The organism is Streptomyces sp. NPDC126499 (genome assembly GCF_040302485.1).
Taxonomy (GTDB): domain Bacteria; phylum Actinomycetota; class Actinomycetes; order Streptomycetales; family Streptomycetaceae; genus Streptomyces.
Genome location: NZ_JBEOUO010000017.1, coordinates 112,597 through 138,357 on the forward strand (window position 1 = coordinate 112,597; position 25,761 = coordinate 138,357).

Consider the following 25,761-nt stretch of genomic DNA (forward strand, 5'->3'; position numbering starts at 1 on the left):
CGTGCCGTCCGACAGGAGCCGACTTCCTTCGGTCATCGGGCGATGCGTGTCGTGCTGGATGAATCTCACCAAGCCTGCGGCTACAGGAAAAGCACTTGACGGTAGCTGTCTTCAGGTGATCTCAAGTCCTACTGATGAGACGGAAATTGACCGGTTTCCGTGGCGGCCGCGCCAGCTCGTACTGTCCGGCTCGCGGTTCACGGCCACCAGAACGAGCCCGCGAAGGAGCGGCTGCTTCTCCCAGCCGGCGGGGTGGGGCAGGCCTTCGTCCTCGCGCAGCCACGACCCCGGAACGGGAGCGACCTGCGACATGATCAAGCCCAGCTCCTCGCGCGTGGGTGTCGATCCGCGCGTCAGGGTGGACAGGCTCAGCGTGCCTTCCTCGTCGAGCGTCAGCTCGCCGCCGGACTGGGTGTACAGCAGCAGTACGCGTCCGGTGTCCGCTCCCAGCCGGGTCGTCAACAGCTCCTCGGCAACGCCGTCCTGGAGTTCGCTGAGCCTGCCGAGATCGCCTTCGACATCGTGCGGCGCGCAGATCGTCGTCATCCGCGCCAGGTGCGACTCTGCCATCTCCTTCGCGGCGCGCTCCAGATCCATCCGTGCCAGTTCCTGTTTCACCGCCGCGTCCACACCGTCGACGAAGTCGGCCGCGTACACGGCGTCGACCAGTCGCTGCACATCGCCGGGGACCGCGATCCCGTCCTTTTGTTCCCGGCGCAGCAACTCCGCGGTGCGAACGAGCAGCCCGTGGTCGTAGACCGTGCCCCAGGTCGGTGGAACCTTCGTGTGGCCTCCGCTGTCCACCGGCTCCAGGACCACCAACTTGGGACGCTCCTCCGACTGCGCCCAGGAAGGTCGTCCGGCCGGCCCTCGCCGGTGCCGCCGGCCACGGCCCACCCGCTGCAACAACTGGGCGAGAGGAGCGAGATCACTGATAACGAGGTCGAAGTCGAAATCCAGTGACTGCTCGACCACTTGAGTTGCCACCAGGATCGAACCCGCACGTACCCGGCTCTCCTCGCCCCCGACAGGTTTGCCGTACGACCGCTCACAGTCCCTGCTGATCCGCCGGCGCTCCCGAGCCTGGTAACGGGAGTGGAGAAGCCGCAGCCCGCCCTCCTCGCGGGCCAGCTCGGGAAACGCCGTACACAAGTCCCGGTAGGTCGCCTGGGCTTCGGCGACGGTCGTACAGCACACGAGGGCGGTCCCGCCCGCGTCGGCCACCGGCCGCAACTGCGCCCGCAGCCGTTCCCGCCTTCCCCCCTTGCGGACTGCCGATCCAGGAGCGTCCAGACTGTCCCAGCCCACACCGTGGACCTCGACCTCCACGGTCCGTGCCCGTTCGGTCTGCGTCGCGCGAGGCGTGGACACCCGGCCGCTCGACGCGTCCGTGAAGAGCCAGCCGGGGTAGCACGGCCTTACCTCCGCCGCTTCAAGGAAGCCGGCTCCTCGCCGGTAGGCGTTCACCAGCGAGGCCGCGGTGGAGCCCGTCAAGGTAGCCGAAAGCAGCACCACCGGAGCGCCGAACGCACCGAGCCACTCGAGCAACCGGGTCATCAAGCTGTGCATCCAGGGCCCGTACGCGTGGGCCTCGTCGATCACCAGCACTTTGTCCGACACACCCAGCAGACGCAGCACGTTGTACCGCAGTGGAAGTACACCGGCCAGCACCTGATCGATCGTCCCCGCCCCCAGCGGCGCGAGGAGGCCGCGCTTGGGCCCACGCAGCCAGGTTCCGGCAGCGGTCGCCGTGGCCCGCTCCGCGACCACCGCATCATCACCGACCGCCGTGGCAGCCTGGCTGGAAGGGCCGTTGTACGCGGGACTGAGCCAGGCCATGGAATGCAGAAGCGTCAGCGCACGCTCGCCGTACAAGGCCTGGTCGGCAAAAGCGGCCACCCGAGGAAACATGCCGTCCGCCGTCGCCATCGTAGGCAACGCGAAGTACAGCCCGCGCGCCCCCGCCGTCCGGCCGAGCACCGCAGCCGCGTACAAGGCGGCCTCGGTCTTTCCATCACCGGTGGGAGCCGTGACCAACAACAGACCCGAACCGCGCTCCGCCACCAGCCGGGGAAGGTGTTGCACCAAATCCCGTTGCAGGGGGTTGGGGAGGAACGGAAACATCCCTTCGAACTGTTGGAGGGCGAAATCCGTCCGACCCAACTGTGCGGCCCTGACCACGCCGGGCGCTGCGTGCGACGCCCTCGCCCAGTGTTCGTCCAGTGCTCGCGGCGTCGCTTTCCATCCCACCGCCGGCAGAAGCGGCTTGATCCAGTCGGTCTGGCTCGCCAGCCAATCCGCCACCACGATCAGACCGGCAACGACAACGGCGAGCTCAGCCGGCAGCCCGTCTTTCGGTAGGGCGCTCGCGCCCACCACCCGCCGCAGTTCGCTGAAATGCTGACGGCGCTGGTCGGCCCAGCCTTGCTCGCCGAGCCCCGGCACATGGACGCTCGCGGCGCTCAGCTTCCGCTGCAGCAACGGCTGCCCGAACACGCCGTGATGACCGCCGAGCAACTGGGCCACCTGATGGCTCACCGCCCGCCGCATCCGGTTGAGGTCACCCGGATAACCGATCTCGGCGAGGAGCGAGGTCACCGCCCAATGCGTCGCAACTTCATGCCGGAAGGAGGTCTCGCGCTCGGCACCCGGAACGGCGAAGTACGCCGGCTCCTTCCGCACGGCCGCGAAAGCCGCAGGCACCTGAGCCTGAAAGGGCGGCGTGATCTTCCCGAGGTCATGCAGACCCGCCCAGAACGAGAGAACCTGCCGTACCTCCGACTCGCCCAGTTGCACGGCACCCGCGATACGCGCCCGGCTCCGGGAGCTCAGCACCACATCCCACAGCACACCGAATATGGCTGCCGTGTCCAGCAGATGGCAGATGACCGGGTAAGGGCGCTCCAAGCCGCGTTCCTTCCCCCACAGACGGCTGTCGGGTTCGGCGGCGCACACACCGGCGTCATCGGGTTCTGTCATGGCCCTACGGATAGCAGGCGGCACTGACATCACACCGACCGGCAAGGTTCTCGTGGCGTGCGTGCGTCTCTGGGGCCCGGCATTGGCGTCGTACTGCTGCGGCTGATGTCCCGTAGGCTTCGCTGTTGTGGCCAGGCTTGGGGAAGTAGACGTGCTGGCGTTCCTCTCGGGTGAAAGGCACCGTCAAGAAATGGCAAAGCTCTAGCAGAGTGCCTGCTCAGGAAGGGTGTTCTCCGCGCAGGCGGAGGTGGGTCGGAATGCGCTCGGCGATGCCGAAGGACACGGCCGTGTTCTCCGCGCAGGCGGAGGTGGGTCGGTGCAGGCGGACTACGCCCGGACGATGGCAAAGTGTTCTCCGCGCAGGCGGAGGCGGGTCGAACGCGGCGGCGCGCGGGTCGGCCCACCGGGCGTGTTCTCCGCGCAGGCGGAGGTGGGTCGGCCGTGGTCACGGTCGCAGACCTGAGTTCCGAGTGTTCTCCGCGCAGGCGGAGGTGGGTCGCCGGTCAAGGTCCGCGCGGACCGGCTCCGGGGGTGTTCTCCGCGCAGGCGGAGGTGGGTCGACCACGGTCTTCCCGGCACCCGTGGGGAGCAGGTGTTCTTCGCGCAAGTGGAGGTAGGTCCGTCCCTCAACGGGACGAGGGTCCGCGGGGTACCGCGCGGAGTTCGGGCGGTTCCCAATGCGCGAGCCGAGATGGCGCACGTGCATTCCGATCAAGTGGAGTAGCCGAGCGCCTCCGCCTGCCGGGTCAGGCGCACAGTCCGCTCACGCAGGTTTCAACACCGCGGACCGCCGGGGATTCCCGCGCCACCCGCGCCACCCGCGCCACCCGCGCTGCCCACGCCGCCCCGCTGCCTACGCTGGGGGAGTGACCCGACACCGCAGGCCCGTGGCCGTCTTCGACCTCGACAACACCCTCGCGTCCACCGCCCACCGCCAGCACTTCCTGGAACGGCGCCCACGCGACTGGGACCGCTTCTTCGCCGCCGCGCCTGAGGACCCGCCGCTCCCGGAGGGTGTCGAGCTGTGCCTGGGGGCCGCCGAGGAGTGCGACATCGTCTACCTGACGGGGCGGCCCGAACGCTGTCGCCGTGACACGCTCGACTGGCTCGCCGAGCACGGTCTCCCGGAGGGGCCGGTGCACATGCGGCGGGACCGCGACTTCCGGCCGGCCCGGCAGACCAAGCTGGAGCTGCTGCGCCGGCTCGGCCGCGACCGCGAGGTGCGTGTGCTGGTCGACGACGACGAGCTGGTCTGCGACGCCGCCGAGGCGGCGGGCTTCACCGTGGTGCGGGCGCGGTGGGCGGTGCCGTCGGAGGCGCTGAAGGAGGCGCAGGAGCGGGAGGGACGCACCTGAGCGGTCGATCGGATCCGATATCCGATGTCCGGCAGCGGATCTGGATGCCTGGATGCACTATCCGATGTCCGGCAGCCGCCTGGATTATTGGATCCGATATCCGGTATCCGACATCCGATATCGGATGAGCTGCATCCGCGGGTGGATCCGATATCCGGGATCAGTCGCCGTCCTCCAGGCGGAAGCCGACCTTCAGCCCCACCTGGTAGTGCTCGATCGCCCCGTCCACCAGGTGCCCGCGCACCTGGGTGACCTCGAACCAGTCGAGCCCCCGCAGGGTCTGCGAGGCCCGCTGGATCCCGTTGCGGATGGCCTGGTCGACGCCCTCGGTGGACGTGCCGACGATCTCGGTGACGCGGTAGGTGTGGTTCGACATGGGAGCCGGACTCCTCTCGGTGCCCTCGGTGGGTTCCCTCCACCGTGCCCCACTCCGGCGAGGACCGCGACACGTCGCCCGCCCGGCGGGGTACGGCCGAGGACTTGACCTGCCGCATTGGTCCAGACCAGAATCCGGCCCATACCCGCGCGAACCTCCCGTCAGGTCCCCCCACACGTCGGGTCGGCAACCCTCCCCGCAGAAGGTGACCTCACGTGAAGAACCGCCGTCTGGCCTGTCCGCTGGCAGTCGTCTCCGCCCTCCTCCTCTCCGGGTGCGGCCTCCTCCCCGGAGGGGGAGACACCACCCGCACGGTCAACCTCTGGCTGATGCGCGACAGCGTGAGCGAGGACTTCCTCCAGCGGTTCACCGAGTCCTTCGAGGCCGAGCACGACGGCGTCGAGCTGGAGGTCACCATCCACGACTGGACCGGCATCGGGAAGAAGGTCACCGACGCCATCAACGGCCCCGGCGGCCCCGACGTCATCGAGGTCGGCAACACCCAGGTCGCCCAGTACGCCGACACCGACAAGCTCTACGACCTCACCCTGGAGTCGGTCCGCGACCTCGGCAGCGCCGAATGGCTCCCCGGCCTCGCCGAGCCCGGCAGCATCGGCGGCGCCCAGTACGGCATCCCCTGGTACGCCGCCAACCGCATCGTCATCTACAACAAGGACCTCTTCGCCGACGCCGGCGTCAAGCCGCCCGCCACCCGGGCCCAGTGGCTCGACGACACCGAGAAGCTCAACCGGAACGGCACCCAGGGCATCTACCTCGCCGGCCAGGACTGGTACACCCTCTCCGGCTTCATCTGGGACGAGGGCGGCGAACTCGCCGTCGACAAGGGCGGCCTGTGGGCCGGCGCGCTCGACAGCCCCGCCGCCCTGCGCGGCATGGCCTTCTACAAGGACCTCCAGGCCCTCGGCAAGGGCCCCAAGGACGCCGACGAGCAGAACCCTCCGCAGGCCGAGGTCTTCGCCAGGGGCGACGTCGCCCAGATCATCGCCACACCCAGCGCCATCCCCGTGATCACCAAGGCCAACCCCGCCCTCAAGGACAAGCTCGGCTTCTTCCCCATCCCCGGCAAGAAGGCCGGGCAGCCCTGTGCCGTGTTCACCGGCGGCTCCGACCTCATCATCCCGGAGAACGCGCCCGAGCGCGCCGTCGCGATGGAGGTCGTCAAGGCGCTCGCCGGCGAGAAGTGGCAGAGCGAACTCGCCCGTGCGATGAACTACGTACCCAACAAGACCTCCCTCGCCTCGGTCGTCGCCGGCCAGGAGGCCACCGCCACCATGGCCGTGGGAGCCGCCCGCGGCCGGGCCACCCCCAACTCGCCCCAGTGGGCCGACGTCGAGGCCGACAACCCCATCAAGCCGTACATGACCGCGGTCCTCACCGGCGAGGACCCGAAGCGGGCCGCCCAGAAGGCCTCCCAGCGGATCACGGACACCCTCGCCGAGTAGGCGCGCCCCACACCATTCAGCGCCTCCACACCAACCGGTCCACGGCCGGTCACGTCGAATCCAGTCACCCACGGAAGAAACGAGGAGTCGGGCCACCGCTCGCACGGCCCGGCTCCCTGCCGTCTTTCCGTACCGCCGGAGGATCCCGACATGGCCGCCGTACCCCTCGCCCAGCCCGTCGCCGAACCGGCGGGCCGGCCCCTTGCCCCCGTACCGCCCCGGCAGCGCGCCGGGGAGGAGCCGCAGCCCCGCTACGTCGTCGGTCTCGCGCGCGACCAGGAGGACGTCCGGGCCGCGCAGCGGCTGCGCCACCTCGTCTTCGCCGGCGAGATGGGCGCCCGCCTCGACGGGCCCGAACCCGGCCTCGACAGCGACGCCTTCGACGCCTACTGCGACCACCTCCTCGTACGGCGGGAGGACACCGGCGAGGTCGTCGGCACCTACCGGGTGCTGCCGCCCGAGCGGGCCGCGGTGGCGGGGCGGCTCTACTCCGAGAGCGAGTTCGACCTCGCCCGGCTCGCCCCGATCCGCCACGACCTCGTGGAGGTCGGCCGCTCCTGCGTCCACCCCGCCCACCGCAACGGCGCCGTCATCGCCCTCGTCTGGGCCGGCCTCGCCCGCTACATGACCCGCACCGGCCACGACTGGCTCGCCGGCTGCTGCTCCGTCCCGCTCGCCGACGGCGGCACCCTCGCCGCCGCCACCTGGGACGCGGTCAGGACCAAGCACCTGGCCCCCGAGGAGTACTGGGTCACCCCGCACCGGCTGTGGACGCCCGGCGCCACCGCCGCGCCCGCCGAGGGCCGGGTCGAACTGCCCCCGCTCCTGCGCGGCTACCTGCGGCTCGGCGCGTGGGTCTGCGGCGCCCCCGCCCACGACCCCGACTTCGGCGTCGCCGACCTCTACGTGCTGCTGTCGCTGCGCCGCACCAACCCCCGCTATCTGCGGCACTTCCTCTCGCTCGCCCCGGCCCGGTGAGCGTCCGGTGAGCCTCCTCACCGGCCCCTCGCCGTGGCTGCCCACGGCGCCGTGCACGCCCGGCCGGTGCGCCGCCCACCCCGGCCCTGACGCCCCGCGCGCCGGGACCGGCCGGGGTGTGCTGCGGCTGGCAGCGGGGCTCGCCGCCGTGCTCCTCGGTGTGCTGCTCGCCCCGCTCGCGGCCCCGCTGCCGGCGGCCGGGCGCCTCGCGCTCGTCCGCTGCTGGTGCCGGGCCGTGTTGCGGGCCTTCGGCGTACGGGTCCGGGTCACCGGCCGGCCGGCGCCCCAGGGCGTCCCGCTCCTGGTCGTCGCCAACCATGTCTCCTGGCTGGACATCCCGCTGGTCGCCGCCGTGCTCCCGGGGCGGATGCTCGCCAAGCGCGAGGTGCGCGGCTGGCCCCTGCTCGGCCCGCTCGCCGCGCTCGGCGGCACCCTCTTCATCGACCGCGACCGGCTCAGGACCCTGCCCGCCACGGTGGCCGGGATGGCCCACGTCCTCGCCGCCGGCGGCCGGATCGTCGTCTTCCCGGAGGGCTCCACCTGGTGCGGCCGGGCGAGCGGCGTCTTCCGGCCGGCTTCCTTCCAGGCCGCACTGGACGCCGGATCCGATATCCAACCCGTACGGATCGACTACCGGCCCGCCGGCCCCGCCGCGTTCGTCGGGGACGACACCCTCGGGGCGTCGCTGTGGCGGATCGCGACGGCGCGGCGACTCGACGCCGAGATCCGGATATTGGACCCGATATCCAGTCTCCGATATCCAGACCGCCGCACCCTCGCCCGCGCCGCTCAGTCCACCGTCGCCAGGGAGAGCGCGAACCTCCCCTCCCTGTCCGTCCACCAGCGGGCCAGCGACAGTCCCGCCTCCGCGAGCTCCGTGCGCACCCCCTCCTGACGGAACTTCGCCGACACCTCGGTCCGCAGCTCCTCGCCCTCCTCGAAGGACACCACCAGATCGAGCTCCCGGATCTTCACCGACAGCGCGTGCCGCGCCCGCAACCGCATCTCGATCCACTCGCGCTCCCGGTTCCACAGCGCCACGTGGTCGAAGTCCTCCGGGCGGGCGTCCGCCCCCAGCTCCCGGTCGATGACCGCGAGCACGTTCTTGTTGAAGGCGGCCGTCACACCCGCCGCGTCGTCGTACGCGGCCACCAGCGTCGCCTCGTCCTTCACCAGGTCCGTACCCAGCAGCAGCGCGTCACCGGGTGACAGCATCCCGCGGACCGCCCGCAGGAACTCGCGCCGCTCCCCGGGCAGCAGATTGCCGATGGTGCCGCCCAGGAACGCCACCAGACGCGGCCCGGGGGTGTCCGGCAGGTCGAGACCATGGGTGAAGTCGGCGACCAGGGCGTGCACCCGCAGCCCCGGCCGCTCGGCGGCCAGCGCCTCGCCCGCGCCCTTGAGCGCCGACTCGCTCACGTCCACCGGCACGTAGGCGGCCAGCCCGGGCAGCAGCGCGTCGATCAGATGGCGGGTCTTCTCCGACGAGCCGGAGCCCAGCTCCACCAGCGTCCGCGCCCCGGTCGCCGCCGCGATCTCCTCGGACCGGGACTCGAGGATCTCCCGCTCGGCCCGCGTCGGGTAGTACTCGGGCAGCCGGGTGATCTCCTCGAACAGCTCGCTGCCGCGCGCGTCGTAGAACCACTTCGGCGGCAGTTCCTTCGGATCGTGGGTCAGGCCGTGGAGCACGTCGGCGCGCAGCGCGGCGTCCGCGGCGTCCTCGGCGAGGGAGCGGGTCAGCTGGAACGGGCTCACGGCGAGGGCTCCTTGAGCGGGGTGAGGACGACTTCGGCGGACGAGGCGGCGAGGACCGTCCGGTCCGGCACCTCCGTCCAGCGCGGATCGTCGTCGTACGGTTCGGAGGCCACGACCGTCCGGCCGGGCCCGGTCAGATACCAGAGCGAGTTCCCCCACGCCGTCGCCGCGATCGTCGCCCCGTCCATGAGCAGCAGGTTCAGGCGGGCGCCGGGAGCGGCCTCCGCGACCTCCCGCACGGTGTCGGCGAGCGCCCGGTCCGGCGCGTCCCCGGCCCGCAGCCGGTGCAGCACCAGCGCCCACACGAGGGCCGAGTCGGTCCGCGCCTCCAGGGACAGCAGCTCGGCCGCCGGCAGCGTCGCCGCGAGCGCGGTGAGCGACCCGGGCCACCCCGGCACCGCCCCGTTGTGGCTGAACAGCCACCGGTCCGCGGCGAACGGGGCCGCCGCCGCCTCCCCGTCCGCCCCCGGCACCGTGGCGCCCCGCACGGCGCCCAGCAGCGCCCCGGAGCGCACCACGCGCCCCAGGTCGGCGAAGGAGAGGTCGCCCCACAGCGGTCCGGTCCCGCGATAACGGGCGGGCACCGGGTCGCCCTCCGCGTACCAGCCGACCCCGAAACCGTCGGCGTTCACCAGGCCGCTGCTCTGCGTCCGCGGCTGCCAGGCCTGCCGTTCCAGCGAGTGCGGAGGCCGCAGCAGCAGCTCGCCGAGGGCCACCGGCGCGCCGACGTAGGCCAGGTGCCGGCACATCAGACCGGCTCCGCGGTCCGCGCGGTGCGGAAGCCGGAGAAGATCTGCCGCCGCACCGGAAGGTCCCAGTTGCGGAAGGTGCCCCGGCACGCCACCGGGTCCACGGCGAACGACCCGCCCCGCAGCACCTTGTGCGCCGGCCCGAAGAACACCTCCGAGTACTCCTTGTACGGGAAGGCCCGGAACCCCGGATACGGCAGGAAGTCGCTGGCCGTCCACTCCCACACGTCACCGATCAGCTGGCGCACGCCCAGCGGGGAGGCGCCCTCCGGATAGCTCCCGGCCGGCGCGGGCCCCAGGTGCCGCTGCCCCAGATTGGCCTGTACGGGACCGGGGTCGGCGTCGCCCCACGGATAGCGCCGGGACCGGCCGGTCGCCGGGTCGTGGCGGGCCGCCTTCTCCCACTCGGCCTCCGTGGGCAGCCGCCGCCCGGCCCAGCGGGCGTAGGCGTCGGCCTCGTACCAGCTGACGTGCAGCACCGGCTCGTTCTCGGGGACCGGCTCGGTCACCCCGAACCGGCGGCGCAGCCACTGCCCGCCCTCGCGCCGCCAGAACAGCGGTGCCTCGACGCCGTGCTCGCGGATCTGCGCCCAGCCCTCCGGCAGCCACCAGCGCTCGTCGTGGTAGCCGCCGTCGGCGATGAAGGTCTGGTACGCGCCGTTGGTCACGGGCGTGGTGTCGATGAAGAAGGCCGGGACGATCCGGGTGTGCGCGGGACGCTCGTTGTCGAGCGCCCACGGCTCGTCGGAGGTGCCCATCGTGAACGGGCCGCCCGGCACCAGCACTTCGCTGTCCGCCGGCGGGTCCGCGACCGTGTCGGGCGGTGCGGGCGCGGTGAGAGCCGGGGGACCCTTACGAAGCTGATGGGTGATCAGCATGGTCTCGTCGTGCTGCTGTTCGTGCTGCGCGATCATCCCGAACGCGAAGGCGGACTCCACCAGCGGGCCGGCCTCCAGGCGGGTGCCGTCGAGGACGCCCAGGACCCGGTCGCGTACGTCCGCCGCGTACGCCCGCGCCTCGGCGGGCGCGAGCAGCGGCAGCGAGGGTCGAGCCGCGCGCGGGTGCTGAAAGGCGTCGTACAGCGAGTCGATCTCGGGCCGCAGCGCCTCACGGCCGGCCACCGCCCGCCACAGCCACTGCTCCTCCTGGTTGCCGATGTGCGCGAGGTCCCACACCAGCGGGGACATCAACGGCGAGTGCTGGGCCGTCAGTTCGGCGTCGTCCACGCAGGAGGTGAGCAGCGCGGTGCGCTCCCGTGCCGTGGTCAGCGCCGCCACCGCGCGTGACCGCAGCGCGGCCTCGTCGGGTGTCGTCTCCGGCGCGGTCAAGACGCCACCTCCTGCAGCTCGTCTGCGGGGCAGCCGCCCCCCAGCACATGGCGTTCGTGGAAGGCCGCCACCGCCGCCACCACCTCGGCCGAGGCCCCGATCCGCGGCAGCGCCTCCAAGGCCGCCCCGAACACCGCGAGCGCCGCCGTGTGCAGCAGCGGATCGGCCAGACCGTCCCGGGCCGCCGCCCGCCACAGCGGGTTGCGCGGGGCCGGGCCGTCACCGGCGAGCGCCTCCAGCGGCCCGACCGCCCGATGGGCGGCCTCCGCGGCCCGGAGGTCCTCGAACAGGGCGGTCGTCACCGCCACCGGCACCATCCAGCCGTCCAGGCCCGGCTGTGCGTCGATCATCCGCAGCTCCAGGTGCCCGCGCGGCCGCACCGGCGGGAAGAGGGTCGTCAGGTGATAGCGCAGGTCGTCCGCGTCGGCCCGCCGCGGCCGGCCCGTGCGCAGCCACTCCCGGAACGTCAGCCCCTCCGGCACCGCCCAGGGCCCCTCCGGGGTCCGTACGCACAGCACGGGGGTGTCGAGGACGTGCGCCGCCCACTCGGCGCGCGGCTCGCCGTCCGGCGGCGGCGCCAGGGTCCGTGAAGGGTCGAGGTCGGTCCACAGCGCCTGCCGGGTGGACCGCCAGCCCGTCCGGCGGCCGCCGTGCACGGGAGAGTTGGCGAACGCCGCCACCAGGACCGCGCCCAGCAGGTGCGCGAGCCGCCAGCGCTGCCGATAGCCGAGCGGCCCCGGCCCGTCGAGGCCGGCGTCGAGACAGATCTGCACGGAGGCCGACTCGCACATCATGGCCCGCCCGGCGGGACCGTTCCTGGCGAGGGCCGCCTCCATGGCGTCGTACCGCGGCTCGTGCAGCACGCGCGCGCGTGGCGCCTGCCACGGGTCCACCCCGTAGCCGCTGAGGCCGAGTCCGAGCGGGGCGAGCGCCTCCCGCACCGCCCGCAGATCGGCGGCCAGCGAGTCCAGGCACTCCATGAGGGAGGCCGCGGGCAGCGAGCTGAGCTCCAGTTGCCCACCGGGTTCGAAGGTGAGGGCCGCGACCAGCGGCACGGCCCGTACGGTGTCGATCGCCGCCGCCAGCCGGCGCGGCGGGACGGGAAGGCGGGGATCACGCAGTTCGTGGACGAGCCATTCCAACTCGACCCCGACCGCCCGCGGCGGTCCCGTCTTGAAGCAGATGCATCGCAGTAGGTCCTCGGCCTCCTCCTCGGTCAGAGGAGGACCACCCCGGGGTATGCCGTCCGACGACGGTGCCGTCATCGCTCCACCTCCTGGGAAAGCGCTGATTCCACCTAAAGCCACCCGGCACCGGCGTGCAAGACCGCCTCCCGCGCGCGGCCGGGAAAACCCGTTGCCGCCCCCGACGCCGGTCGATCATGCTTTCGGGTCATGAGCGCACGACTGCGGGCCCTGGCCCGCGAGACCGAGGAGATCGTGGCGGCCGGCCGCTACACCGCCCCGGACGGCCGGATCGTCCCCCTCGCCGAGCAGCTGGCCGCCGCACTGGCCGGAACCCGCCTCCACGGCCCCGAACCCGTCGCCGTCACCCCCGGCACCGACCGCACGACCACCCTCCAGGTCACCGACGAGAGCAGCCTCGCCGCCGCCCGCCGCATGACCCGCGCCGACCCCGGCGCCCCCGTGGCGGTCCTCAACTTCGCCTCCGCCCGCAACCCCGGCGGCGGCTACCTCAACGGCGCCCAGGCCCAGGAGGAGGCCCTGTGCCGTTCCTCCGCCCTCTACGCAACCCTGCTGCGCGCCCCCGCGTACTACGACCACCACCGGGCGGAACGGGACGCCTTCTACACCGACCGGGTCATCCACTCGCCCGCGGTTCCCGTCTTCCGCGACGACCGCGGCACCCTGCTTGCCGAGCCGTTCACGGTCGGCTTCCTCACCTCGCCCGCGCCCAACGCCGGGGTGATCCGCCGCCGCACCCCGGAGCTCGCCGATCGGGTCCCCGCGGCCCTCGCCGCCCGCGCCGAACGGGTCCTGGAGACCGCCGCCGCCCACGACTACCGCAGGCTGGTCCTCGGCGCCTGGGGCTGCGGAGTCTTCCAGAACGACCCCGCGGGGGTCGCGACCGCCTTCAGGACGCTGCTCACCGGGGAAGGCCGCTTCGCCCGTCACTTCGACGAGGTCGTCTTCGCGATCCTCGACCGCACCCGCGACCAGAGCACCCTCGGCGCCTTCCGGCGGGTCTTCCGCTGAGTGAGTGAGTGACTGGCTGACGGACCGGCTGACCGGCCGATCCACCGACTCACTGAGCCACCGACCCACCGTCCGACATGCCCGACCTACCGTCCGAGACGCCCGACCCACCGTCCGAGACGCCCGACCCACCGTCTGACATGCGGCTTTCGTACTCCCGTGCGAGTCTGGGAAGCGAGATCTTCCATGACGGGAGGCACGATCGTGGGCAAGAAACAGACCCGGGTCAACAAGGGCGCCCGCACCGGAGGCCACGAGCACCGGGCGGCGGTCTCGGCGAAGGAGACGCCCCGCTCGTCCTCCTCCGAGGCGCCGCGTCCGGCCGTCGACGCCCCCGCCCACCGCAAAGAGCGCAAGTTCGGGCACAACTGAGAGGCGCGCGAACACCGTCGGGACGGTGCGTGGATGATGGACCCCCTTTCCCGCTCGTCCCAGGGGGGCACATGCGCACCACGCGCACCACTCGTCTCGTCGCCGTCCTCGCCGTCGCCCTGCTCGCCGGACTCACCGCCTGCACCTCACCGGCGGAACCGTCCCGACAGACCGAACCGACGGCCGTCGTCTCGGTGGACACCGTCCCGACGGCCACCACCGCCCCGCCCGAGCAGCCGGCGGAGGGCGGCGGCATGCCCGACCTCATCGGCGGAAGCGTCGCCGGCGCCTACGGCCAACTGTCGGGCAGCATGAGGTTCGAGGACGTCTCCGGCCAGGGCCGGATGGTGCCGGTCCAGTCGTCGGCCGCCGCCGACTGGAAGATCTGCACCCAGGAGCCCGCACCCGGGGCCGCCGTCACCGGGACCATCGTCCTGGGCGCCGTGATGAAGAACGAGAGCTGCTGACGAGCGGCACGCGGACCCGCGGGGCGGGGCCCGGCGCCACACCGGCGCCGGGCCCCGCCCCGTACCGTCACATGCCGTCCCCGGGAGCCATGGGTGATGACCCGTGTCAATGACGCGTGTAAACCCTGTGTGGCACTCGATTCCGGCCATCCGCCAGAGCCGGGACCGGATCGTTCTGGAAAGATGCCGGAGCGATGAGCCAGTCACCCAAGCAGTCCGCCGGACGTTCCGTCCCCACCAGCGCCGATGTGGCCCGGCTCGCGGGGGTCTCCCGGGCCACCGTGAGCTACGTCCTGAACAACACCGCGGCCGTACGGATCAGCGAGCCCACCCGTCGCCGGGTGCGCGAGGCCGCCGAGGAGCTCGGCTACGTACCGCACGCCGCGGCCCGGAGCCTGCGCGCGGGGCACAGCCGGATGGTCCTGATGCCCACCGCGCACGTGCCGATCGGCCCGCTGTACAGCCGCTTCTTCAACGAGCTCCAGTGGGCCCTGCGCCGCCTGGACTACACGGTGGTGCAGTACGCGAGCGTGGGCCTGGAGGCGGACGAGGCCGCCCGCGCCTGGGCCGAGCTGCGACCGGTCGCGGTGGTCTCGCTGGGCCAGGTGGGACTGACGCCGTCCGGGGTGGAACTGCTCAGGCGCGCCGGTGCCAAGGCCGTCATCACGGTGGGCCCGCAGCAGATCGCCGGCACCCACGCGCTGGTCATGGACCAGACGTCGGTCGGCCGGGTGGCCGGCGCCCACCTGGTCGAGCGCGGCTGCCGGGCCGTCGGGGTCGTGATGCCCGAGGAACCCGGCCTGGAGATGTTCTCCGTGCCGCGGCTCGAAGGCGTGCGGGCGGCGGCGGACAAGGCCGGCGCCACCGTCGTACCGCTGCCGCTGCGGTACGAGGAGGAGCCCGCGAACGAGCTCGCCGCGCGCTGGCGCGAGCTCGGCCTCGACGGGGTCTTCGGCTACAACGACGAGTACGCGATGCTCCTCATGCGGGCCCTCCAGGACGCCGGCGTCGCCGTCCCGGGGGAGACGGCCGTGGTCGGCTCGGACGACCTCGTGCTCGGGCGGCTGCTGCGGCCCCGGCTCAGCACGGTGCACATCGACATGGTGCGGGGCCAGGAGCTCGCCGAACTGGTCGACCGGGCGGTCCGCGACCCGGAGGCGGCGCCCGAGCGGCGGGAACTGCTCGCCTCGCGGATCGTGCACCGCGAGTCCAGCTGAGCGGATCCGGCTGAGCGGGCCTGGCAGAGTGGATCCGGTTGAGGGTCCCGCATGAGCGGGTCCGCTCCAGCCGGTCCGGGGGCGGGAGCCCGGCGGTGTCGGGCGCCGTCCCGGCCGAGTCGGCCCGGACGCGCCTGACCGGCCGAAGCGGCCCGGACGAGCCGGCCCGGCGGCGGGACCCGGCGGCGTCGGGAGGCCGGGGCCGCGCGGTCGGCTTAGCGTCGATCCATGAGCACACATCCGAAGCGTTTCGAGATCCTTCTGGTGCCGTCCCACGTGGACGACCGCGGCGGCGCCTCCGTGGAGGACAGCGCCGTGCGCTCGGCGGTCGTCGAGGCGACCGGCCGTACCGGCGAGTCCGGCTACCCGATCTACGAGGGGCACGGGCTGATGGCCGACATCGACCCGGAGACGCGCACGGTGGAGGCACTGCTCGTGGACGGCCGCGAGCTCGACTACGGACTGACGGCGCTGATCAGAGGGCCCGAGACGGCCTGAAGGGGCGTTGACAGAAGGCGCGCACCGGCGGAGACTCGGGCCCGCGGGGGGCGAAGATTACTTCACCAGGCGAACATCGCGGCGAACGGCGAAGGGAACACCGGGCGAGCCCGGGGGCGTTCGGCGTGTTTCCGACTCCCCGCCCCGTTGCCCGTACGCGAAGGTCCCGTGGGAGAGAACCGATGAGCATCCGCGACGTCTACATCGTCGACGCCGTCCGCACCCCGATCGGCAAGTTCGGCGGCGCGCTCTCCTCCGTCCGGCCCGACGACCTCGCCGCCCACGTCGTACGCGCCCTCGTCGACCGCACCCCGGACCTCGACCCGACCCGGGTCGACGACGTGTACTTCGGCGACGCCAACGGCGCCGGCGAGGACAACCGCGACGTGGCCCGCATGGCCGTCCTCCTCGCCGGTCTGCCCACCTCCGTGCCGGGCGTGACCGTCAACCGGCTCTGCGGATCCGGCCTGGAGGCCGTCATCCAGGCCGCCCGCGCCATCGCCCTCGGCGACGCCTCCGTCGCCATCGCCGGCGGCGTCGAGTCGATGTCCCGCGCCCCGTGGGTGCTGCAGAAGCCCGAACGCGCCTTCCCGGCCGGCCACCAGCAGCTGCACTCCACGACCCTCGGCTGGCGGATGACCAACCCGCGGATGCCGGCCGAGTGGACCGTCTCCCTCGGCGAGGGCGCCGAGCTCGTCGCCGACAAGCACGCCATCGGCCGCGAGCAGCAGGACGCCTTCGCCCTCGCGAGCCACCGCAAGGCCGCCGAGGCCTGGGCCAAGGGTCTGTACGACGGTGAGGTCGTCCCCTACGAGGGCGTCGAGCTCGTACGGGACGAGTGCATCCGCGACTCCACCTCCCCGGAGGCCCTGGCCAAGCTGAAGCCCTCCTTCCGCCCCGACGGCGGCACGGTCACGGCCGGCAACGCCTCCCCGCTCAACGACGGGGCGGCGGCCCTGCTCCTGGTCGACGAGGCCGGGCTGCGCGAGACCGGCCGCGAGCCGCTGGCCCGGATCCGCGCCTCCGCCGTCACCGGCATCGAGCCGCAGCTCTTCGGGCTCGGCCCGGTCGAGGCGGTGCGGCGGGCCCTGGACAAGGCCGGCCGGGACTTCTCCGACCTGACGACCTTCGAGCTGAACGAGGCCTTCGCCGCCCAGGCCCTGGGCTGCCTGGCCGAGTGGCCGGAACTCGACCCCGCCGTGGTCAATCCGCGCGGCGGCGCCATCGCGATCGGCCACCCGCTGGGCGCCTCGGGCGCCCGCCTCGCCGGCGCGGTCGCCCACCAGCTGGCGGCGGCCGGCTCCGGCACGGGCCTCGCCGCGCTCTGCATCGGCGTCGGTCAGGGCCTGGCCCTGGTCCTGGAGCGCTGACCGCCCCGTACGAGACGCGTGAGGGGTTCCGGAGACGCTCCGGAACCCCTCGACGGCCGTCGGCTACCGCCGCTACTTCTGCTGCGCCTCGGCGATGGACTTGCGCACCTCGTCCATGTCCAGCTTGCGGGCCTGGCCGATGACGTCCTCCAGGGCGGCCTCCGGCAGCGCGCCGGGCTGGGCGAAGATCGCGACCTTGTCGCGGACGATCATCAGGGTCGGGATCGAGCGGATCTCGAACGCCGCCGCCAGCTCCTGCTGCGCCTCGGTGTCCACCTTGGCGAAGACCAGGTCCTCGTGGCGCTGGGAGGCGGCCTCGAAGACGGGGCCGAACTGACGGCAGGGACCGCACCAGGAAGCCCAGAAATCGATCAGAACGAAGTCGTTCTCGCTCACGATCTGGTCGAAGTTGTCCTTGGTGAGCTCTACGGTGCTCATGCTTCCTACCTCTCGGGGTCCAGTGCCAGTCACCTGCGGTCTTCACGGTCCCCTGGGGACTCACCCCGCACAACGGCGTATCGAGCCGCGCTATTCCACACCGGCACCCGCAGACTTGGACCATGACACGAGCGGCGGAGAACGAACACGCGCACGCGTACGACGTGGTGGTCCTCGGCGCGGGACCGGTGGGCGAGAACGTGGTGGACCGGGTCCGGGCGGCCGGGCTCACCGTGGCGGTGGTCGAGGGCGAACTGGTCGGCGGCGAGTGCTCGTACTGGGCCTGCATGCCCAGCAAGGCGCTGCTGCGGCCCGCCATCGTCCGTGCCGAGGCTCGCCGGACACCGGGACTGCGCGGCCACGCCTACGGGCCGCTGGACGCCCACGAGGTGCTGGCCCACCGGGACTCCGTGGTGGGCGACTGGAAGGACGACGGCCAGGTGGAGTGGGTCGCGTCCACGGGGGCCCAGCTGTACCGCGGCCACGGCCGGCTCGACGGGCCCCGCCGCGTCACCGTCCAGGGACCCGAGGGCGACCGCCACGTCCTGACCGCCCGGCACGCCGTCGCCGTGTGCACCGGCAGCCGCGCCGTCCTCCCCGATCTGCCGGGCCTGCCCGCCGCCGGGCCCTGGACCAGCCGCGAGGCGACCAGTTCCGGCCGGGTGCCCGAGCGGCTCGTCGTCGTCGGCGGGGGAGTGGTCGGCGCGGAGATGGCGACCGCCTGGCAGGCGCTCGGCTCGCGGGTGACCGTGCTCGTGAGGGGCGAGGGACTGCTGCCCCGGATGGAGCCGTTCGCGGGCGAACACGTCGCCGCCGCCCTCACGGAACGCGGCGCGGAGATCCGCACCGGCGCCACCGTCGCCGCGGTGGTACGGGACGGCCACACCGGACCCGTCACCGTCGTCCTGGAGGGCGGCGACCGGGTCGAGGGCGACGAGGTGCTCTTCGCGACCGGCCGGCGGCCGCGCACCGAGGACATCGGCCTGGAGACGGTCGGTCTGGAACCCGGCTCGTGGCTCTCGGTCGACGACAGCCTCCGGGTCGAGGGCCATGACTGGCTGTACGCCGTCGGGGACGTCAACCACCGTGCCCTGCTGACCCATCAGGGCAAGTACCAGGCACGGATCGCGGGCGCCGCCATCGCCGCCCGGGCCGCCGGGAACGGTTCCGCGGACGGTTCGGCGAGCGGTGCTGGGAACGGCTCCGGGGACGGCTCCGCGGGCTTGAGGGACAGCTCAACGGGCTCCGGGGACGGTTCGGTGAACGGCCCCTGGGGCCCGTACAGCGCCACCGCCGACCACGCGGCCGTCCCCCAGGTCGTGTTCACCGATCCCGAGGTGGCCTCCGTCGGACTCACCCTGGCCGCCGCCGAGGCCGCGGGGCGCCGGGCGCGGGCCGTGGACCTCGACCTGACGGCGGTCGCGGGCGCGGGTCTGTACGTCCAGGGATACCGAGGCCACGCGCGCATGGTGGTCGACCTCGACCGCGAGACCGTCATCGGCGCCACCTTCGTCGGACCCGGCATCGGCGAACTCCTCCACTCGGCAACCGTCGCCGTCACCGGCGAGGTCCCGATCACCCGCCTCTGGCACGCCGTTCCCGCCTATCCGACCCTGAGCGAGGCCTGGTTGCGGCTCCTGGAGGCGTACCGGGACGGGGCGGGCACGGCGTGAGCCCCGGGGAGCGGGACGGGAGGGAGCGCGCTCAGGGGGAGAGTTCTCAGGTGGAGCGTGCGCAAGGGGGGCGTGCGCAGGGGGAGCGCGCCAACGAGTACGACGCCTCCTGCGCCCGCTGCGGCGGCCCGGTCCCGGCGGGCGCCGGCGTGCTGCGGCACGGCGCCAAGGCCTGGGAGGTCTACCACCCGGAGCACGCTCCCGAGCCCGGCCCGCCCCCGCCCGGAGACCACCCCGGCTGGCACCGGCGGCGCCTGCTGGCGTTGGACATCGGATCCACCGGGTACCGGCCGGCCGTCGATCGGATCCGATCCGCGGCGCTGCGGGGCAGCGACGGGACGGCGTACGACTGGATCGTGGATCCGGGATCCGATATCCCATCTTCGGATGTCGGATCCGATGCCCGTGGGGAGATGGGATCCAGTATCCGGGACCTCGACGGATCCAACCTCCCGGATATCGGATCCGATATCCCGCCCACCGCCCTCCCGCCCCACCGTGCCCTCGACGAGCTCGCCACCCTCGTCGCCGCCCACCTCGCCGCCAAGGAACTGCTGGTCGTCTGGTTCGCCCCGTACGTTCTGACGACCCTGCACGCCGAGCTCCTCCGCCACGGCCTCGCCCCGCTCACCGAGCGCGTCCCCGCCGGTGTGGCGCCCGTCTGCGATCCGCTCGTTCTCGACCGCCACGTCGACCGTTACCGTCCCGGCAGGCGCTCGCTGCGGTCGGTGGCGGAGTGGTACGGCGTGCCGCACGCCCGCCCCGGCGACCCGGGGTCGGACGCCGAGGCGGTCCTGCTCGTGGCCCAGGCAGTCACGGCCCGCCACCCGGCGCTCGCGCGGCTCTCCCGTCCGGCGCTGCACACGGAGCAGGTCCTCTGGTACGCCGAGCAGACGAGCCGTCACCCCGGCGCGCCCGCCTGGCCCTTCGCCCCCGTCGAGCCGCTGCCCTGGGAGCCGCCGCCCGAGAGCTGAGACCAGACCCGAGGGCCGGCGCCCCGCACTCGAGGGGCCTGCGGGCCGACGCTCAGACGCTGGGGGCCCGAGGGACGCCCCCGACCCGAGGGGCCCGAGGGGCGACGCCCCAGATCCGACGGGCCTGAAAGTCGACGCTCAAGGCCGGGGCACGAGCAGCTCCGCCGCCGCCCGGGCGGCGTCCAGAGCGCTCCTGGCGTCCCGGCCCGACTCCTCGCCGAGCACCACCCGGGTGCTCAACCCGTCGAGCAGGGCGAGGAGTTCGGAGGCGCGGGCGGTCACGTCCGTCGGCGCGAAGTGTCCCTGGGCGACGCCCTTGGCGAGCAGGGCCTCCAGGTCGTCCTGCCAGCCCCGGTCGAGTTCCGCCTGCGCGGCGCGCAGTTCCTCGTTGGCCGGAATGCGCGCCCAGAGTTCGATCCAGAGCGTCCAGCGCGGGTCGCGCGGACCGCGCGGCAGATAGAGCCGCAGGAACAGGTCGAGCCGACGGGGCGCGGTGACCCTGCGGGCGAGCAGCCGCCGCCGCTCCTCGGCGAGGGCCGCCTCGCTCCAGCGCAGCGCGGCGAGCAGCAGCAGGTCCTTGCTGCCGAAGTAGTAGAGGATGTGGCCGCCACTGGTCCCGAGGCGCTCGGCGAGCGCGGACATGGTGAGCGCGCCGAGGCCGTCCTCGGCGATGGCGGTCATGGCCTCTTCGAGCATCCGCTCCCGCGTGATGCTCCCGTCCCGCCGCCGCCCGGCCCGTGCTGCCCCTGCCACCGTTCCCGTCCTCGTGCCGACTCCCGCGTACGGGTCGACCCTAACCGCAATCCACCGGGGTCTTGACGTGGCCGGATCCAGCCTCCATCTTGAATGCCGTTCAAAGAGTTAGAACGTCATTCAAGAAGTGAGCAGTCACGAAGGAGGTGCGGAGTGCTCGGACACGAGACGGCGCCCGCGACGGCGGGCACGGCCGGCGCGGCGGGTCGCGACGAGGTCTTCCAGGTCGAGGGCCACGGCATCGACCCCATCCCCGACGGCGAACGGCACGGTGGGGCCAAGGACCTCTTCTGGCTCTGGTTCGGATCCAATCTGACCTTCACCTACGTCATCAACGGCGCCCTCGCCGTCGCCTTCGGGCTCTCCTTCTGGCAGGCCACCGCCGTGGTCGTGCTCGGCGGGCTCTCCTTCTTCGTCATCAGCGCCGCCGGACTCAGCGGCGTCCGCACCGGTACCGCCACCCTCGTCATCTCCCGCGCCGCCTTCGGCGTCCGCGGCAACTGGCCCGCCGGCCTGCTCAACTGGGTCGTCAGCATCGGCTACACCATCGTCAACACCGTGGTCGGCACGCTCGCCCTCGAAGCCCTCCTCGCCGAGCTCGGCTGGAGCGGCGGCCGGCTCCCGCGCGCCCTCGCGCTCGCCGTCACCCTCACCCTGACCTTCGCCGTCGCCCTGTGGGGCCACGCCACCGTCCAGTGGGCCGAACGCTGGATGGCCTACGCCCTCGCCGTCGGCTTCGCCGCCCTGCTCGTCTTCGTCCTGCCCGGCGCCGACACCGCCGCCCCGGCCGCCGTACCCGGCCCGTCCGCCTGGAGCCTGGCGTTCGTCGTCATGCTCGCCGGCCCCTTCTCGTACGTACCGATGCCCGCCGACTACACCCGCTACCTGCCCCGCACCACCTCCCTCAAGGCACTGACCTGGAGCGGCGGCCTCGGCGGCCTGGTCTCCTCCGTGGCCCTCGGCGTCGCCGGCGTCGCCGCCGCCACCCAGACCGACATGACCGACGCGGTCGCGGGCACCTCGGACCTGCTGCCCGGCGGGTTCCAGCCCCTCTTCCTCGCCCTCGTCCTCGGCGGCTCGATCACCAACTCGATCATCACTCTCTACTCCTCCAGCCTGAACCTCCAGGTCCTCGGCATCCCCTGGAGCCGCGCCCGCGCCATCGTCATCAGTGCCGTCGTCACCGCGGCCGGCTCCCTCGGCGCCCTCTTCCTCACCGACTTCACCACCTCGCTGCTCTCCTTCCTCTCGCTCCTGATCATCGTGTTCGCCCCGTGGGGCGGCGTCTTCCTCGCCGACATGGTGCTGCGGCGCTGCACGTACGACTCCGCCGCGCTGCACGCCGGCGAACACGGGGCCTACTGGTACCGGGCCGGCTGGCACCCGGCCGGCCTCACCGCCCTCCTCGCAGGCATGCTTTTCGCCGCGCTCACCTGCGACTCCGCCCTGTGGACCGGCCCGCTCGTGGCGCCGCTCGGCGGAGCCGACCTCTCCCTCCTCGGCGCCGTCGTCTCCGCCGCGGTGTACGTCCTCCTGGCCCGCCGCACCGCCCGCCCCCTCCCCGCCTGACCGACCGAGCCGGGGCCGCCTGGCTCATGGAGCCGGGGCCCGCCTGACCCATGGAGCCGCGACCCGCCTCACCCACCGATCCGGGGCCCGTCTCACCCACCGAGCCGCGGCCCGCCTGACCCGTCGAGCGCGGCCCCGCGCCCCACCCCGTACCGCACCTGGAGAAAGACCCGTATGAACCGCCCAGCCCCCGCCGACCTCCTCCTCACCCACGCCCGCGTGCACACCGTCGACTCCGCCCTGCCCGAGGCCGAGGCGTTCGCCGTCCGCGACGGACGGATCGTCTGGATCGGCGACTGCGCCGAGGCCGACGCCTGGGCCGGGCCCGACACCCGCGTCCTGGACGCGGGCGGGCGGCTCGTCCTGCCCGGTTTCGTCGACGCCCACAACCACGTGCGCCTCGGCTCCGACGACGCCTGTGTCCAACTCGCCGGAGCCCGCGACCTCGACGAGATCCACGCCCGCGTCCGCGCCTGGCGCGCCGCCCACCCCGACGCCCCCTGGATCGAGGCCGAGGCCTTCGACTACTCCGCGATCCCCGGCGGCCGCATGCCCACCGCCGCCGACCTCGACCCCGTCACCGGCGACACCCCCGCCCTCGTCCTCAGCTACGACGTCCACACCGCCTGGCTCAACACCGCCGCCCTGCGCCGCCTCGGCATCCGCGCCGACCGCACCGAGCTGCCCTTCGGCACCGCGGTCACCGACCCCGCGACCGGCGAACCCACCGGTTTCGTGCGGGACTTCGCCATCAAGGGCCTCTCGCGCGAGGGCCACAGGGCGCTGCGCGAACTCGGCGTCCCCTGGGCCTCGCCGGACCGCCAGTACGGGCGCCTCGCCAAGAGCCTCGACGCCGCCATCGGCTACGGCATCACCACCGTCGTCGAACCCCAGAACTCCCTCGACGACCTCGCCCTGTTCCGGCGCGCCCGCACCGAGGGCCGGCTCCGCTCCCGGATCGTCGCCGCGCTCTTCCACCCGCGCGGCACCAGCGACGCCGAACTGGACGAGTTCGCCGCGGCGGCCCGCGAGTTCGCCGACGACCGGCTGCGCGTCGGACCGCTCAAGCTCTACATCGACGACGTCGTCGAGCCGCGCACCGCCGCCCTGCTCGAACCGTACGCGGGCTGCGGCCACCACCGCGGCGACACGTTCTACCCGCCCGAGGAGTTCGCCGCGCTCCTCACCCGTCTCGACGCGCGCGGCTTCCAGTGCTTCGTGCACGCCACCGGCGACCGGGGCATCCGCACCGTCCTCGACGCCGTCGAGGCGGCCCGCGCCGCCAACGGCCCCCGCGACGCCCGCCACCAGATCGTCCACGTCGAATGCCTCGACCCCGCCGACACCCCGCGCTTCGCCGAACTGGGCGTCACCGCCTGCATGCAGCCCCGCCACGCCGCCCCCGACATCGCCGGCCCCGGTCAGGACTGGGCCGAGAACATCGGCCCCGAGCGCTGGCACAAGGCATGGCCCCTGCGCAGCCTGCACCGCGCCGGCGCCCTGCTCGCCCTGTCCAGCGACTGGAACGTGGCCGAGATGGACCCCATGATCGGCATCCACGCCGCCGTCACCCGCCGACCGCCCGGCGGCGGCGACGCCTGGACCCCCGGCGAGACCCTCGACGTCACCACGGCCGTCGAGGGCTACACCCTGGGTTCGGCCCGCGCCAACTTCCTGGAGGACGAGCGCGGTTCGCTGTCCGTCGGCAAGCTCGCCGACTTCGTCGTCCTCTCCCGGGACATCCTGCGCGCCGACCCCGACGACATCCCGGGCACGGTCGCCGAGACCGTCGTGGTGGGGGGCGAGGTCGTCCACACGGCGTGACGGGCCGCGCGGGAGCGAGGGTGGGGGTGGGGGCTGGGTGCGGGGCGGTGACGTTACGGGAGTGACCGAGGGACGGGCGGCCCCGCGCACGAGGCGCGGGACCGCCGGTCAGAGAAGGACCCGTCAGAGGAAGGGCCGGTCAGAGGAAGGGCCGGTCAGAGCCGTTCGAGGATCTTCTTCAGCTGCGCGATCTCGGCGGCCTGCGTCCGGACCACGTCGTCGGCCACCTTCTTCGCGGCCGGGTCCTTGCCGTCCTTCTGCTCGGTCCTCGCCATCTCCACCGCGCCCTCGTGGTGCGCGATCATCAGCTCGGCGAACTTGCGGTCGAACGTCTTGCCCTTGGAGGCGGCGAGGTCCGCCATGTCGGTGTCGGACACCATCCCGGACATGCCGTGGCCGCCGTGACCCATGGACTCAGGCTTGCCCCAGGCCTTCAGCCAGGACCGCATCTTCTGGATCTCGGGGTCCTGCGCCTTCTCGATCTCACCGACGAGCTTCTTGATCTCCGGGTCCTCGGCGCGGCCGTCGGCGAGCTTGGCCATCTGCAGAGCCTGCTCGTGGTGGGGGATCATCATCTGCGCGAAGGTCACGTCCGCGTCGTTGAACGTCCCAGCGGAGGCGGCGGAAGCGGAGGAGGAAGGGGAGGCGGTGGCCGAGGCCGTGGCGCCGTGGTCCATGCCGTTCGTGGAGTCGTCGGAGCCGCAGGCGGAGAGCAGGAGCCCGGCGGTGGCGACGGCGCCGACCAGGGCGAGCTTGCGGACGGCGGGGTTGTGGAAGGCACGCATGCGTGTACACCTCTTGTGCTGTGGTTCTGGGAAGGGTCGAACGCGTCTGCGGGCAGCGCGAAGCGCCCGCGGCGGCGGAACGGCCTAGATCCGCAGAACGGACAGCCGGGCGAGGTCGGGTGGCCGGGGCGGTGGGGCGTTCGGGCCCAGGGCGGCCAGCAGCCGGGCGGGCAGCTCGTCGACCCGTACGGTACGGCGGACGAGGGCGGCCCGGACGAGCGCGGCGATCAGCCAGACGCCGCCGAGGACAGCCACGCAGAGCGTGGTCATGTTCATTCCCGTGCCGCCGGAGTCGTGGGAGGACGGGCCGTGCGGGGCCGCGCCGAGGGCCGCCGGCTCGTGCGAGGCACGCCCGGCGCCCACCGCATCGTGCGCGCCCGAAGCGTGCGTACCCGCATCACGTACACCCGTGTCGTGTGCACCCGAAGCCAGGGAGGCCGAGTGGTGTGCGCCCGAGCCGCCGGTGGTGGTGTCCCCGCCCGGCGACCCCTCCGGATGCCCCGTCGAGTGCATCATGAAGACGCCCAGGGCGAGCACGACGACGAGCAGCAGGTGCGCGAGGGCGCCGGCTGCTCGGGTACGTCGGTGTCGCTCGCGTCCCACGTGCACGGGACCGACCATA

At 73.0% G+C, this 25,761-nt stretch carries 24 protein-coding genes and 1 CRISPR repeat array; of the genes, 14 read left to right on the plus strand and 10 right to left on the minus strand.

The features are described from left to right. Positions 1-111: 111 nt before the first annotated feature. On the minus strand, positions 112-2,979 hold the full coding sequence (locus tag ABTZ91_RS24425) for a CRISPR-associated endonuclease Cas3'' (protein ID WP_352079353.1): 2,868 nt from the start codon (positions 2,977-2,979) through the stop codon (positions 112-114). A gap of 226 nt (positions 2,980-3,205) precedes the next feature. Beyond that, a CRISPR array of direct repeats spans positions 3,206-3,600; the repeat unit is 29 nt; unit sequence GTGTTCTCCGCGCAGGCGGAGGTGGGTCG. Between the two features lie 245 nt (positions 3,601-3,845). On the opposite strand from ABTZ91_RS24425, the gene ABTZ91_RS24430 reads away from it, so the two are divergent. Further along, positions 3,846-4,334, plus strand: coding sequence for a hypothetical protein (locus ABTZ91_RS24430; RefSeq protein ID WP_352079354.1), 489 nt, complete (start codon positions 3,846-3,848; stop codon positions 4,332-4,334). A gap of 160 nt (positions 4,335-4,494) precedes the next feature. Here the strand turns inward: ABTZ91_RS24430 and ABTZ91_RS24435 are convergent, their stop codons facing one another. Next, a complete protein-coding gene (locus tag ABTZ91_RS24435) occupies positions 4,495-4,710 on the minus strand; it encodes a dodecin (RefSeq protein WP_345484109.1) in 216 nt (71 codons plus the stop codon). A gap of 215 nt (positions 4,711-4,925) precedes the next feature. Between ABTZ91_RS24435 and ABTZ91_RS24440 the strand changes: the two genes are divergently transcribed. From ABTZ91_RS24440 to ABTZ91_RS24450, 3 genes are all read left to right on the plus strand, one after another. Next, a complete protein-coding gene (locus ABTZ91_RS24440) occupies positions 4,926-6,173 on the plus strand; it encodes an extracellular solute-binding protein (RefSeq protein ID WP_352079355.1) in 1,248 nt (415 codons plus the stop codon). 150 nt (positions 6,174-6,323) lie between these two features. After that, positions 6,324-7,151, plus strand: coding sequence for a GNAT family N-acyltransferase (locus ABTZ91_RS24445; protein WP_352079356.1), 828 nt, complete (start codon positions 6,324-6,326; stop codon positions 7,149-7,151). A gap of 7 nt (positions 7,152-7,158) precedes the next feature. Beyond that, entirely contained in the window at positions 7,159-8,046 is an 888-nt protein-coding gene (locus tag ABTZ91_RS24450; RefSeq protein ID WP_352079357.1) for a lysophospholipid acyltransferase family protein, read from the plus strand. On the opposite strand, the gene egtD is transcribed toward ABTZ91_RS24450, so the two are convergent. From egtD to egtA, 4 genes are read right to left on the minus strand one after another with little or no spacing between them, the layout of a single operon-like run. Beyond that, positions 7,941-8,906 carry an L-histidine N(alpha)-methyltransferase gene (egtD, locus tag ABTZ91_RS24455; protein ID WP_352079358.1) on the minus strand — a complete coding sequence of 322 codons (966 nt, stop codon included), beginning with the start codon at positions 8,904-8,906 and terminating at the stop codon, positions 7,941-7,943. The two genes, ABTZ91_RS24450 and egtD, sit on opposite strands and share 106 nt — an antisense overlap. Next, on the minus strand, positions 8,903-9,655 hold the full coding sequence (gene egtC / locus ABTZ91_RS24460; protein WP_352079359.1) for an ergothioneine biosynthesis protein EgtC: 753 nt from the start codon (positions 9,653-9,655) through the stop codon (positions 8,903-8,905). Before egtC ends, egtD begins: the two co-directional genes overlap by 4 nt. Further along, positions 9,655-10,983: an ergothioneine biosynthesis protein EgtB gene (gene egtB / locus ABTZ91_RS24465; protein ID WP_352079360.1), complete on the minus strand. Its 1,329-nt coding sequence runs from the start codon at positions 10,981-10,983 to the stop codon at positions 9,655-9,657. The genes egtC and egtB overlap by 1 nt, the downstream gene beginning before the upstream one ends. Beyond that, positions 10,980-12,248, minus strand: a complete 1,269-nt coding sequence (gene egtA / locus ABTZ91_RS24470; RefSeq protein WP_352079361.1) for an ergothioneine biosynthesis glutamate--cysteine ligase EgtA — start codon at positions 12,246-12,248, stop codon at positions 10,980-10,982. Before egtA ends, egtB begins: the two co-directional genes overlap by 4 nt. A 129-nt stretch (positions 12,249-12,377) precedes the next feature. Between egtA and ABTZ91_RS24475 the strand changes: the two genes are divergently transcribed. From ABTZ91_RS24475 to ABTZ91_RS24500, 6 genes are all read left to right on the plus strand, one after another. Then, positions 12,378-13,199, plus strand: coding sequence for a TIGR02452 family protein (locus ABTZ91_RS24475; RefSeq protein WP_352079362.1), 822 nt, complete (start codon positions 12,378-12,380; stop codon positions 13,197-13,199). 186 nt (positions 13,200-13,385) lie between these two features. Then, on the plus strand, positions 13,386-13,571 hold the full coding sequence (locus tag ABTZ91_RS24480) for a hypothetical protein (RefSeq protein ID WP_352079363.1): 186 nt from the start codon (positions 13,386-13,388) through the stop codon (positions 13,569-13,571). Between the two features lie 71 nt (positions 13,572-13,642). Further along, on the plus strand, positions 13,643-14,038 hold the full coding sequence (locus tag ABTZ91_RS24485; protein ID WP_352079364.1) for a hypothetical protein: 396 nt from the start codon (positions 13,643-13,645) through the stop codon (positions 14,036-14,038). A gap of 194 nt (positions 14,039-14,232) precedes the next feature. Then, positions 14,233-15,255: a LacI family DNA-binding transcriptional regulator gene (locus tag ABTZ91_RS24490; RefSeq protein WP_352079365.1), complete on the plus strand. Its 1,023-nt coding sequence runs from the start codon at positions 14,233-14,235 to the stop codon at positions 15,253-15,255. 228 nt (positions 15,256-15,483) lie between these two features. After that, a complete protein-coding gene (locus tag ABTZ91_RS24495) occupies positions 15,484-15,753 on the plus strand; it encodes a hypothetical protein (RefSeq protein WP_352079366.1) in 270 nt (89 codons plus the stop codon). 182 nt (positions 15,754-15,935) lie between these two features. Continuing rightward, positions 15,936-17,123: a thiolase family protein gene (locus ABTZ91_RS24500; protein WP_352079367.1), complete on the plus strand. Its 1,188-nt coding sequence runs from the start codon at positions 15,936-15,938 to the stop codon at positions 17,121-17,123. 72 nt (positions 17,124-17,195) lie between these two features. Here ABTZ91_RS24500 and trxA read toward each other — a convergent pair whose 3' ends face one another. After that, complete coding sequence (trxA, locus tag ABTZ91_RS24505) at positions 17,196-17,561, minus strand: thioredoxin (RefSeq protein ID WP_352079368.1); 366 nt, start codon at positions 17,559-17,561, stop codon at positions 17,196-17,198. A gap of 122 nt (positions 17,562-17,683) precedes the next feature. On the opposite strand from trxA, the gene ABTZ91_RS24510 reads away from it, so the two are divergent. Together ABTZ91_RS24510 and ABTZ91_RS24515 are read left to right on the plus strand one after the other, a co-directional pair. Next, the gene (locus ABTZ91_RS24510) at positions 17,684-19,234 is read left to right on the plus strand and encodes an NAD(P)/FAD-dependent oxidoreductase (RefSeq protein WP_352079369.1); all 1,551 of its coding nucleotides are present in this window, start codon (positions 17,684-17,686) and stop codon (positions 19,232-19,234) included. 50 nt (positions 19,235-19,284) lie between these two features. Beyond that, complete coding sequence (locus ABTZ91_RS24515) at positions 19,285-20,208, plus strand: hypothetical protein (protein WP_352079370.1); 924 nt, start codon at positions 19,285-19,287, stop codon at positions 20,206-20,208. A gap of 138 nt (positions 20,209-20,346) precedes the next feature. Here ABTZ91_RS24515 and ABTZ91_RS24520 read toward each other — a convergent pair whose 3' ends face one another. Further along, on the minus strand, positions 20,347-20,904 hold the full coding sequence (locus ABTZ91_RS24520) for a TetR/AcrR family transcriptional regulator (RefSeq protein WP_407078019.1): 558 nt from the start codon (positions 20,902-20,904) through the stop codon (positions 20,347-20,349). Between the two features lie 210 nt (positions 20,905-21,114). Here ABTZ91_RS24520 and ABTZ91_RS24525 point away from each other — a divergent pair, with 210 nt between their 5' ends. Together ABTZ91_RS24525 and ABTZ91_RS24530 are read left to right on the plus strand one after the other, a co-directional pair. Then, positions 21,115-22,530 (plus strand): cytosine permease, encoded by a 1,416-nt coding sequence (locus tag ABTZ91_RS24525; RefSeq protein ID WP_352079372.1) that lies wholly within the window; start codon positions 21,115-21,117, stop codon positions 22,528-22,530. Between the two features lie 174 nt (positions 22,531-22,704). Further along, a complete protein-coding gene (locus ABTZ91_RS24530) occupies positions 22,705-24,354 on the plus strand; it encodes an amidohydrolase (RefSeq protein WP_352079373.1) in 1,650 nt (549 codons plus the stop codon). A gap of 155 nt (positions 24,355-24,509) precedes the next feature. Here ABTZ91_RS24530 and ABTZ91_RS24535 read toward each other — a convergent pair whose 3' ends face one another. Beyond that, positions 24,510-25,139 (minus strand): DUF305 domain-containing protein, encoded by a 630-nt coding sequence (locus ABTZ91_RS24535; protein WP_352079374.1) that lies wholly within the window; start codon positions 25,137-25,139, stop codon positions 24,510-24,512. An 84-nt stretch (positions 25,140-25,223) separates the two neighbouring features. Further along, positions 25,224-25,748: a hypothetical protein gene (locus ABTZ91_RS24540; RefSeq protein WP_352079375.1), complete on the minus strand. Its 525-nt coding sequence runs from the start codon at positions 25,746-25,748 to the stop codon at positions 25,224-25,226. Positions 25,749-25,761: the final 13 nt, after the last annotated feature.

What these genes read in the sequence shown, in the direction of transcription:
- ABTZ91_RS24510 (WP_352079369.1), top strand. Translation starts at nt 17,684, where the DNA reads ATGACACGAGCGGCGGAGAACGAACACGCGCACGCGTACGACGTGGTG.
- ABTZ91_RS24425 (WP_352079353.1), bottom strand. Translation starts at nt 2,979, where the DNA reads ATGACAGAACCCGATGACGCCGGTGTGTGCGCCGCCGAACCCGACAGC.
- ABTZ91_RS24500 (WP_352079367.1), top strand. Translation starts at nt 15,936, where the DNA reads ATGAGCATCCGCGACGTCTACATCGTCGACGCCGTCCGCACCCCGATC.
- ABTZ91_RS24520 (WP_407078019.1), bottom strand. Translation starts at nt 20,904, where the DNA reads ATGCTCGAAGAGGCCATGACCGCCATCGCCGAGGACGGCCTCGGCGCG.
- ABTZ91_RS24535 (WP_352079374.1), bottom strand. Translation starts at nt 25,139, where the DNA reads ATGCGTGCCTTCCACAACCCCGCCGTCCGCAAGCTCGCCCTGGTCGGC.
- ABTZ91_RS24435 (WP_345484109.1), bottom strand. Translation starts at nt 4,710, where the DNA reads ATGTCGAACCACACCTACCGCGTCACCGAGATCGTCGGCACGTCCACC.
- trxA (WP_352079368.1), bottom strand. Translation starts at nt 17,561, where the DNA reads ATGAGCACCGTAGAGCTCACCAAGGACAACTTCGACCAGATCGTGAGC.
- ABTZ91_RS24495 (WP_352079366.1), top strand. Translation starts at nt 15,484, where the DNA reads ATGAGCACACATCCGAAGCGTTTCGAGATCCTTCTGGTGCCGTCCCAC.
- egtC (WP_352079359.1), bottom strand. Translation starts at nt 9,655, where the DNA reads ATGTGCCGGCACCTGGCCTACGTCGGCGCGCCGGTGGCCCTCGGCGAG.
- ABTZ91_RS24530 (WP_352079373.1), top strand. Translation starts at nt 22,705, where the DNA reads ATGAACCGCCCAGCCCCCGCCGACCTCCTCCTCACCCACGCCCGCGTG.
- ABTZ91_RS24475 (WP_352079362.1), top strand. Translation starts at nt 12,378, where the DNA reads ATGAGCGCACGACTGCGGGCCCTGGCCCGCGAGACCGAGGAGATCGTG.
- ABTZ91_RS24490 (WP_352079365.1), top strand. Translation starts at nt 14,233, where the DNA reads ATGAGCCAGTCACCCAAGCAGTCCGCCGGACGTTCCGTCCCCACCAGC.
- ABTZ91_RS24485 (WP_352079364.1), top strand. Translation starts at nt 13,643, where the DNA reads ATGCGCACCACGCGCACCACTCGTCTCGTCGCCGTCCTCGCCGTCGCC.
- ABTZ91_RS24480 (WP_352079363.1), top strand. Translation starts at nt 13,386, where the DNA reads ATGACGGGAGGCACGATCGTGGGCAAGAAACAGACCCGGGTCAACAAG.
- ABTZ91_RS24445 (WP_352079356.1), top strand. Translation starts at nt 6,324, where the DNA reads ATGGCCGCCGTACCCCTCGCCCAGCCCGTCGCCGAACCGGCGGGCCGG.
- egtA (WP_352079361.1), bottom strand. Translation starts at nt 12,248, where the DNA reads ATGACGGCACCGTCGTCGGACGGCATACCCCGGGGTGGTCCTCCTCTG.